Raw genomic sequence first — 8,597 nt, forward strand, 5'->3', positions numbered from 1 at the left:
CAAAAATCCTTTTCTTCCGGGGGGAATTTGATCCTCTGATGCACCTATTCTCAGGCCGCGCCCGCGATTTTCAGATGGCCCGATGCGACAAAGGCCGGGCATTTGATGCCAGGCCTTTGAGAAATGGACCGACTTTGAGCGGCAGCCGCCGGCTGTCGCGTGAGGGCTTTACGCCGGGTGTCCGCAGGTGAAGCAGAAGATCGGCGCGAAGGTGGCCGGGAGCTTCATGCGGGCGCCGAGGTCGGCGCAGGGCACCGAGCCGCGGGCGACGCCGCCGAAGCCCATCGCGGTCGCGGCGATGTAGGCGTTCTGCACCATGGCGCCGGCGTCGAGGTAGACCCAGGAGGGACGGGCCATCTTCGTGCGGGGCGTCTCCTCGGCGACGAAGACGAGCGTGACGGGGGCGGTGTCGACGAACTGATGCTGGCCCATCGTCGAGAGCGCGCGCAGGTCCTCGGGCGTCGTCTGCTCGAGCGCGTTCTTCTCGGCGTCAAAGCGCCACGAGCCGTCCGCGCGCAGCACGAACACCGTCACGGCGCGCAGGTTGAGGCACGAGGGCGCGGTGCGCTTGCCGTCGGGCGAGGTGATGCCGGCCGCGGCCCAGAGAAGGTTCGCGAGTTCCTGGTCAGAGAGGGGCTGCGTGCTGAAGCTCCTCAGCGACCGGCGCTTCGCGAGCGCGTCGGTGACGGTCATGGCGAGGGGCTTCGGCGCGGGCAGGGTGATGGTCTTCGGCATGGGTTTCTCCTTCTTGCAGAACTTTGCCGGGGTCCCGTGTTCTGCACGGGTGACCCGGAGGCTTTTGACTCAATCATAGGCCCTGAAAATGAAACGGCTCCGTCAGGAGTTCCTTCCCGGCGGAGCCATTCGTAAGGCGCTGTTTCAGTCTGAATCAGCGGTTGGTGTCGACCTTCGGATCGAGCGCGTCGCGCAGGCCGTCACCGAGCAGGTTGAAGGCGAGCACGGTGAGGAAGATCGCGATCACGGGGAAGATCGCCGCGTGCGGGGCCGTGAGCAGGTCCGCGCGGGCTTCGTTGAGCATCGCGCCCCACTCGGGCATCGGGGGCTGTGCGCCGAGGCCGAGGAAGGAGAGCGACGCGGCCGTGATGATCGACGTGCCGATGCGCATCGAGAGGTAGACGAGAATCACCGAGATCGTGCCCGGGAGGATGTGGCGGAAGAGCAGCATCGAGTCGCTGATGCCGAGGCTTCGCGCCGCCTCGACGTAGGTCTGGGTCTTCAGCGACAGGACGTTGGCGCGCACGAGGCGGGCGAACGCCGGGATCGAGAAGATCGCCACGGCCGCGACGACGTTGAACATGCCGCCGCCCAAGATCGCCACAATGCCGATCGCGAGCAGGATGCCCGGGAAGGCGAAGAGGACGTCCGAGATGCGCATGATCACGCGGTCGGACCAGCCTTCGTAGAAGCCCGCGATCAGGCCGAGGATCGTGCCGATCACGGCGCCGGCGAAGACCGACGTGAAGCCGCAGACGAGCGAGATGCGGGTGCCCGCGACGATTCGGCTGAAGATGTCGCGGCCGAGGGCGTCGACGCCGAACCAGTGGGCCGCCGAGGGGCCCTCGTTCAGCATGTCGTAGTCGAAGTAGTTCTCCGGATCAAACGGGGTGATCACGGGGCCGAGGATCGCGACGATGATGAGGAAGATCACGAATCCGCCTGCGGCCATGGCCACGGGCTGCTTCTTGAACTTTCTCCAGAACTCGCCCATCGGGGTGCGCAGCGCGTCGTTCGAGCGTGCGATGCGGGGATCAACTTGCGTAGTGGTGCTCATTTTTTCCTTTCTCCTGAATTCCCCGGGGGATTACTTGTAGCGGATCGACGGATTGATCCAGCCGTAGAGCACGTCCACGACGAGATTGATGACGATGAATTCGAGTGAGAAGAGCAGGACGCTCGCCTGGATGACGGGGTAGTCGCGCATGTCGACCGCGTCAACGAGCAGGCGCCCCATGCCCGGCCAGTTGAAGACCTTCTCGACGACGATGGAGCCGCCGAGGAGGAAGCCGAACTGCAGACCCATCATGGTGACGACCGGGATGAGGGCGTTCCTCAGCGCGTGCTTGACGACGATCTTCGTTTCCGTCACGCCCTTCGCGCGGGCCGTGCGGATGTAGTCATCGTGGAGCACCTCGACGAAGGAGGCTCGGGTGAATCGGGCCATGACGGCCGCGACCGCGGCGCCGAGCGTGATCGACGGGAGGATGTAGTGCTTCCAGGACGAGGCGCCGACGGTGGGGAGCCAGCCGAGCTCGACCGAGAAGATCTCCATCAGCAGAATACCGAGGGCGAACGCCGGGAACGAGATGCCCGAGACGGCGAGCGTCATACCGAAGCGGTCCGGCCACTTGTTGCGGTAGACCGCGGAGATGACGCCGATCACCAGGCCGAAGACCACCGACCAGAACATCGAGGTCATGGTGAGGTAGAGCGTCGGCCCGAAGCGCTCGCCGATCTCGGTGATCACGGGGCGCTGGGAGCGGATCGAGGTGCCGAAGTCACCCTGGAGGGCGCCGACGACGAAGTGGTAGAACTGCTCGGGCAGCGACTTGTCGAGGCCCAGGCTGTGACGGATCATCTCAACGGTGGCTTCGTCGGCTTCCGGTCCGGCCGCGAGACGGGCGGGATCGCCCGGCAGCAGATGGATGAAGAAGAAGACGCAGATCGCCACGATGATGAGCGTTGGGATCATGCCCAGGAGTCTTTTAATGAAATATCTCAGCATGGACGCGCCTGCACTGGTGGAACGGTTGGGGGTTGTCTGGGACTGACGTTGTTTATTGGTTTCCACAATCGGAGCAAGAAGCGCGCCAGCTGCCGCTTCCTGCTCCGCGCCGGGGACTCCGAGGGGTTCGTCCCCGGCGGATTCCGGGCTTACTTCAGCTCAATCTCGGAGAAGTTGAAGCTCGCGTCGGGCTGGATGTAGAAGCCCGTGAGATTGGGCGAGCTGCCCGCGATGTTCTTCTCGGTGACGAGGAAGATCCACGGGGCGTCGTTCCAGATCTGCTTCTGGATCGAGCTGTAGAGCTCGGCCTTCTTCGCGCGGTCCGTGGTAGCGAGCGCCTCCATGAGCTTCGTGTCAACGTCGGCGTTCGAGTAGTAGGACTCGTTCGAATCGTTCGGCGTGAAGCTCGAGGTGGCGAGGAGCGGCCTGATCGCGTAGTCCATCTCGCCCGTGGAGGACGACCAGCCGATGTAGTAGAGCTGGTGCTCGCTCTTCTCGGGCGGGACCGCCTCGACGAGCGCCGTGCGCTGGCCGGCCTCAAGGGCGCGGACGGTGGTCTTGATGCCGACCTGGCGGAGCTGCTGCTGCATGAACTGGATGATCTTCATCGCAGTCGTGTGGTTGTAGCCCGACCAGAGCGTGGTTTCGAACCCGTTCGGGTAGCCGGCTTCCTTCAGCAGTTCACGGGCCTTCTTCGGGTCATAGGGCCAGGGACCGAGCTTCTCGGCGTAGTCCACATCCATCGGGGCGACGCCCGTCGCCGGGTCCGCGTAGCCCGCGAAGGCGACCTTGACGAGCGCCTCCTTGTTGATGGCGTAGTTGAGCGCCTGGCGGACGCGGACGTCCTGGAACTGCTTCTTCGTGAGGTTCATCTCGACGTAGCGCATGATGATCGACGGCGTGATGTCAAGGCGGACGTTGCCCTTGCCCTCGATCTGTTTGACCTGCTCGGCCGGGATCGGGAAGGCGTACTGCGCCTCGCCCGTGAGCATCATCGCGACGCGGGTGGAGTTCTCGACGACCGGGCGCCAGGTGATGGAGTCAACCTTCGGGTAGCCGGCGCGCCAGTAGTTCGGGTTCTTCTCGACGCGCAGAACCTCGCTCGGGTTGTAGTCCTTCATGACGAAGGGGCCCGTGCCGCAGGGATTGAAGGCGATCTTGGAGGCGTCGCCCTTGAGCGTGCTCGGGCAGATCATCACGCCGCTCGGGTGGGCGAGCTGGTTGATGAAGGCCGAGAAGGGTTTCTTCAGGGTGAACTTCACCGTGTACGGGTCAACCACGTCGATGTGGTCGATGTTCGAGAAGAGGACGAAGCGCTTCAGGCCGTTCTTCTTGTCCATCACGCGCTCGTAGTTCATCTTGACGGCCTCGGCGTTGAAGTCCGAGCCGTCGTGGAACTTGACGCCCTGGCGGAGCTTCACGACGTAGGTGAGGCCGTCGGCGGAGGGCTCGTAGCTCTCGGCGAGCACGTTGACGATCTTCATGTTCTTGTCGAACGTGAAGAGGCCCTCGTAGAAGGACTTCGCGACGGCCTGGCTCAACGTGTCGCTCGCGTTGTACGGATCCATCGTCGTGAAGGTGCTCGCGACGGCGACCGTCACGTCCTTCGTGGCAGCCTGGGCGCCGGCGGCGAGGAGCGCGCCGGAGAGAAGAATCGGAAGAAGAGCTTTTGCTTTCATTTCGGGTGTTCGCCCCTTGTTAGGGGGCAGTGGCAGTTGAACCAATCGGGGAAGGGTTTCTCGCGCACGCCTCGAAGGCGTGCGCTTCTTAGGAATGTTGTCCGGGGAATCAGGCGCCGGCCATGCCGCCCACCTCGTGCTTGGCGACGAAGTGCTCGGGCTCGACCTCGACCAGAGGATCGATCACCGGGTCGTCGCCCACCTTGCGCACCGGGCTCGGCAGGTCGGAGAGGTTGAGGAGCTTGAGCAGATTCCTCTCGTTCGGGTCGGCGATCGGCACGGCCGAGAGCAGCTTCTGCGTGTACGGGTGGAGCGGATTGGTGAGCACCTTCTGGCGCGGGCCCATCTCGACGATCTGGCCGAGGTACATCACCGCGACGCGGTGGCTGATGCGCTCGACGACGCCCATGTCGTGGGAGATGAAGATGTAGGAAAGTCCCATCTCCTCCTGGAGCTCCATCATGAGGTTCACGACCTGCGCGCGGATCGAGACGTCAAGGGCCGCGACGCATTCGTCGGCGATGATCACCTCGGGCTTCAGGGAAAGCGCACGCGCGATGCAGATGCGCTGGCGCTGGCCGCCCGAGAACTCGTGCGGATAGCGGTTCGCCATGTCGGGCGAGAGGCCGACGCGCTTCAGGAGCATCGCCACGCGGTCCCACATCTCCTTCTTCGAGCAGATGTTGTGGATCATCAGCGGCTCGGCGATCGAGTAGCCCACGGTCTGGCGCGGGTCGAGCGAGGCGTACGGATCCTGGAAGATCATCTGCAGGTGACGGCGCTGGACCTGCAGGTCGCGGCGGGTCATGTTCACGAGCGAGCGGTCGCGGTAGATGATGTCGCCGCTGTCGACGTCAAGGAGGCGCAGCACGGCGCGGCCGGTCGTGGACTTGCCGCAGCCCGACTCGCCCACGATCGAGAGCGTCTCGCCCTTCCTCAGGCGGAAGCTCACGTGGTCGCAGGCGCGCACGACGTGCGTGGGGTTGCCCCAGAAGTCGGTGCGCACCGGGAAGGTCTTGACGATGTCGTTCACCTCGAGGACCGTATCGCCCGGGGCCGGGAGCTTGTCCGAGGGAGGCTCGATCACCTGGCCGTTGTCCGGGTCGATGAGGCGGAAGAAGCAGGGGTGCGGGACGTCCTTCAAGGCGCCGAGGCGCGGCACCGCGGAAAGCAGCGCCTGCGTGTAGGGGTGCGTCGGATGCGCGAAGATCGTCTTCGCGTCGCCGTGCTCGACGATCTCGCCGTAGCGCATCACGGCCACGCGGTCGGCGATCTGGGCGACGACGCCCATGTCGTGCGTGATGAAGAGCACGGCCATGCCGATGTCCTTCTGCAGCTTCGCGATCAGCGCGAGGATCTGCGCCTGCACGGTCACGTCGAGGGCCGTGGTCGGTTCGTCGGCGATGAGGAGCTGGGGCTTGCAGGCGAGCGCGATGGCGATCATCACGCGCTGGCGCATGCCGCCCGAGAGCTGGTGCGGGAAGCGGAGCGCCACGCGCTCCGCGTCGGGAATGCGGACGAGCTTGAGGAGCCTCACGGCCTCGGCCGCGGCCTCCTGCTCGTTCATGCCGCGGTGCAGCGTCAGGCTTTCGGCGATCTGCGCGCCCACGGTGAAGACCGGGTTGAGCGAGGTCATCGGCTCCTGGAAGATCATCGCCACTTCGGAGCCGCGCAGCTTCTGCAGTTCCGTGCGGTTCGCCTTCGTGAGGTCGACCACGCGGCCGTCGCGGCAGCGCAGCTTGATCGAGCCGCGGACGATCCTGCCGCCGCCGTGCTCGACGAGACGCATCACGGAGAGCGAGGTGACCGACTTGCCCGAGCCGGATTCGCCCACGAGCGCGAGGGTCTCGCCCGGGCGGATGACGAAGGACTCGTCGACGACGGCAGTGGTGACGCCGGAGTCAGATTTGAACTGAACGCAGAGGTTTTCAACCTCAAGGACCGGCAGGGCTTCCTCGGCGGTTTGGGGCTTGCTGTCTGCTCTTTCCATCATCTTGGTCTTCTTCGGGTAGTTGTTGTTCGCTAACGGGCCGGAGCCGGGGCTCACGGTCTGCCGGGGGCGGGGATCCGCGGCCCGTTTTTCACTTCGAGGGGCGGTTCAGCGCTTGAACTGCAATATGAGCAAGCCCCGTGCCATTCCCCGGAAGCGCCGGACGCGTGAGCACGCCGTCCGGGCGGAGAGTCGGAAAATCGTCAATCCGTTACGTTACGCCGTCGGATTCCGAACCCGCCTCAGCCCCATCCCCTAGTTGAGTGCACGGATGCCGTTCCGCACTGATCTGTTTCAGTGCGGATTGGATATTGTCCTTACCGTATAGATGGTATTTCCGGAAAGTGACGCCGAACGACATTCCCTGCGGCGTTCGGGGAAGCGGCATCAATGCACTTTTATGGTGCTATTTCCCTTGACGTGCCTGGGATCGGTGCGCCTCGGAATAGGTCAGAGGCCTCATGCGCGGGCCCGGGGTTAGGCCCATAATGCACGGAATCACTTTTCAGCCGCCCGAGGGCCGGACCCCGCATGTGACACGTTCGAGGCCCGTCGGCGGCCTCTACCCGGAGACAAAGCAAGATGGATTACGTTCTGAAGGACCGTGTGTTCCCCGAGATCGGCGCCTGGGCCGACGAGCTCGCCCGTATCCGCCGCGACATTCATGCGCACCCGGAACTCGGGTTCGAGACGCCCCGCACGGTGGCGCTCCTCAAGGAGACGCTCGCGGGCTGGGGCATCACGGAGCTCGATGACACGATCGTGAAGGGCGGCCTCATCGCCGTGATCGAGGGCGGCCGCCCGGGCCCGACGGTGGCGCTGCGCGCCGACATCGACGCGCTGCCGATGCCGGACAATTCCGAGAACGCCTGGAAGAGCACGACCGAGATGCGCTGCCACGCCTGCGGTCACGACGGCCATGCGACGTGGCTCTTGGGCGCCCTGCGCTATCTCAACGAGAAGCGCGCCGGGTTCGCCGGCCGCGTGGTCGGCCTCTTCCAGCCCGCCGAGGAGATCGGCCGCGGCGCGCTCGCCGTGGTCGAGGCCGGCGTCCTCGAGAAGTACGGCGTGAAGGAAATCTACGGCGCGCATGACGAGCCGACGATCGAGAAGGGGCGCTTCGGGCTCCTGGGCGGCCCGGCCCAGGCCTCGACGGACTTCTTCTATATCACGGTGCGCGGCCGCGGCGTGCATGCGGCCCGTCCGCACCTCGGCATTGACCCGATCCCCGCCGCGGGCCTTCTCATCGGGGCGCTGCAGACCATCGTCTCCCGCAAGGTGATGCCGATCCAGCCCGCCGTGGTCTCCATCTCGTCGGTGAACGGCGGCCGCTTCGGCACGCCGAACGTGATCCCCGAGGAGGTGACGCTCTCAGGAACGGTGCGCACCTTCAACGAGGACGTGCGCAATCAGATCGAGCGCGAGATGGGCCGCATGGTCGAGACCGTCGCCGCGAGCGAGGGGTGCACGGGCGAACTGCGCTATGACCGGCTCGTCCCCGCCCTCATCAACCCGCCCGAGAGCATCGAGCATGTCCGCGCCTTCATCACGCGTCAGTTCGGCGCCGAGGCCGCCGGCCCGATCGACGTCTCGATGGGCGGCGAGGACTTCTCCGAGTACGTCAACCGCATCCCGGGCGCCATGATCCGCGTCGGCATCCGTGACGAGGCGCACAAGGCGGCGCTCCACCACCCGACCTTCGACTTCAACGACGAGGTGATCCCGGCCGCCGCGACGATGCTCGCCGGCGTCGCGCTCGACCGCCTCGCCGCGCTCGGCCGGTAACCGCCGCCGGCATCAGGGGCCGGGCAACCGGCCCCCGATGCTCCCGACAACAGAAAACAACACATCACGCACCCATGCCCTTCGGTATCCTCGCCACCTTCCTCGCCTACGTGCTCTGGGGACTCTTCCCCTTCTACTTCCACGTCCTCAATGACATCGGGGCGCTCGAGATCCTCTCGCACCGCATCGTCTGGTCGCTCATCTTCATCTCGATCGTCATCGTGCTGATGCGGAAGACCGCCTGGCTGGGCGAAGCGCTGAGGAACCGCCGCGTGATGATGATCTTCACGGCCTCGGCGCTCCTCGTGGGCGCGAACTGGGGCATCTACGTCTACTCGATCGTCACCGACCGCACGATCGAGGCCTCGCTCGGGTACTTCATCAACCCGCTCGTCTCGAT

At 65.2% G+C, this 8,597-nt stretch carries 7 protein-coding genes; 2 read left to right on the plus strand and 5 right to left on the minus strand.

What is annotated here, in order from left to right:
• Window positions 1-168: 168 nt before the first annotated feature.
• From Q4F91_RS10595 to Q4F91_RS10615, 5 genes are all read right to left on the minus strand, one after another.
• Window positions 169-735, minus strand: coding sequence for a SagB/ThcOx family dehydrogenase (locus Q4F91_RS10595; RefSeq protein ID WP_303337509.1), 567 nt, complete (start codon window positions 733-735; stop codon window positions 169-171).
• Between the two features lie 154 nt (window positions 736-889).
• Complete coding sequence (gsiD, locus tag Q4F91_RS10600; protein WP_303337511.1) at window positions 890-1,792, minus strand: glutathione ABC transporter permease GsiD; 903 nt, start codon at window positions 1,790-1,792, stop codon at window positions 890-892.
• Window positions 1,793-1,822: 30 nt separating this feature from the next.
• Window positions 1,823-2,743 carry a glutathione ABC transporter permease GsiC gene (gsiC, locus tag Q4F91_RS10605; RefSeq protein WP_303337513.1) on the minus strand — a complete coding sequence of 307 codons (921 nt, stop codon included), beginning with the start codon at window positions 2,741-2,743 and terminating at the stop codon, window positions 1,823-1,825.
• Between the two features lie 149 nt (window positions 2,744-2,892).
• A complete protein-coding gene (gsiB, locus tag Q4F91_RS10610; RefSeq protein WP_303337515.1) occupies window positions 2,893-4,422 on the minus strand; it encodes a glutathione ABC transporter substrate-binding protein GsiB in 1,530 nt (509 codons plus the stop codon).
• Window positions 4,423-4,531: 109 nt separating this feature from the next.
• A complete protein-coding gene (locus Q4F91_RS10615) occupies window positions 4,532-6,415 on the minus strand; it encodes an ABC transporter ATP-binding protein (protein WP_303337517.1) in 1,884 nt (627 codons plus the stop codon).
• 579 nt (window positions 6,416-6,994) lie between these two features.
• Here Q4F91_RS10615 and Q4F91_RS10620 point away from each other — a divergent pair.
• Together Q4F91_RS10620 and Q4F91_RS10625 are read left to right on the plus strand one after the other, a co-directional pair.
• On the plus strand, window positions 6,995-8,197 hold the full coding sequence (locus Q4F91_RS10620) for a M20 family metallopeptidase (protein ID WP_303337519.1): 1,203 nt from the start codon (window positions 6,995-6,997) through the stop codon (window positions 8,195-8,197).
• A 74-nt stretch (window positions 8,198-8,271) separates the two neighbouring features.
• On the plus strand, window positions 8,272-8,597 hold a 326-nt coding region (locus Q4F91_RS10625; protein WP_368661005.1), incomplete at its 3' end, for an EamA family transporter.

The organism is Sutterella sp. (genome assembly GCF_030539355.1).
Classification (GTDB): Bacteria; Pseudomonadota; Gammaproteobacteria; order Burkholderiales; family Burkholderiaceae_F; genus Sutterella.

Coding starts and splice junctions, on each gene's coding strand:
- gsiC (WP_303337513.1), bottom strand. CDS start 2,743: ATGCTGAGATATTTCATTAAAAGACTCCTGGGCATGATCCCAACGCTC.
- gsiD (WP_303337511.1), bottom strand. CDS start 1,792: ATGAGCACCACTACGCAAGTTGATCCCCGCATCGCACGCTCGAACGAC.
- Q4F91_RS10595 (WP_303337509.1), bottom strand. CDS start 735: ATGCCGAAGACCATCACCCTGCCCGCGCCGAAGCCCCTCGCCATGACC.
- Q4F91_RS10615 (WP_303337517.1), bottom strand. CDS start 6,415: ATGATGGAAAGAGCAGACAGCAAGCCCCAAACCGCCGAGGAAGCCCTG.
- gsiB (WP_303337515.1), bottom strand. CDS start 4,422: ATGAAAGCAAAAGCTCTTCTTCCGATTCTTCTCTCCGGCGCGCTCCTC.
- Q4F91_RS10620 (WP_303337519.1), top strand. CDS start 6,995: ATGGATTACGTTCTGAAGGACCGTGTGTTCCCCGAGATCGGCGCCTGG.